Here is a 463-nt window from a genome sequence, read left to right as displayed (position 1 = left end):
TGCCGTATCGGTGCCGGCGCCACCGTTAAGGATATCTGCCCCGGCGCCGCCATTGAGGATATCGTTATCATTGCCACCGTTGAGAACGTCGTCGCCGTCATTGCCCTTCAGGGTGTCATCCCGGTCACCGCCGGTCAGGGTATTGACCTGGTTGTCACCGGTCAGCACATCATCGCTGCCGGTGCCGATCACGTTCTCGATGTTGCGCAGGGTGTCGGTGAAGACGCTGCCTTCCTTCACCTGGTTGGTCGATACCGACAGGTCCACTTCCACCCCGGTGCTGTTCTGGCTGTAGTCGACGGTGTCGCCGTTGGCGCCGTGGGCCCCGCCGTCCAGCGTGTCTGCGCCGGTGGTCGCACCGGTGCCACCCATCAGGATGTCGTCACCGCCACCGCCGGTCAGCTGGTTGTTACTGCTGTCGCCGGTCAGGGTGTCGTCACCACCACCGCCGATCACGTTCTCG

At 63.7% G+C, this 463-nt stretch carries 1 protein-coding gene; it reads right to left on the bottom strand.

All coding sequences use genetic code 11. The features are described from left to right. Window positions 1–463 (bottom strand): calcium-binding protein (locus tag AC27K1_RS21695; RefSeq protein ID WP_487152882.1); only part of this gene is annotated, 463 nt, incomplete at both ends.

Source organism: Kistimonas ophiarachnellae (assembly GCF_057552235.1).
The sequence above is the reverse complement of the archived record's forward strand: the minus strand, read 5'-3'. Positions and strand labels throughout refer to the sequence as shown.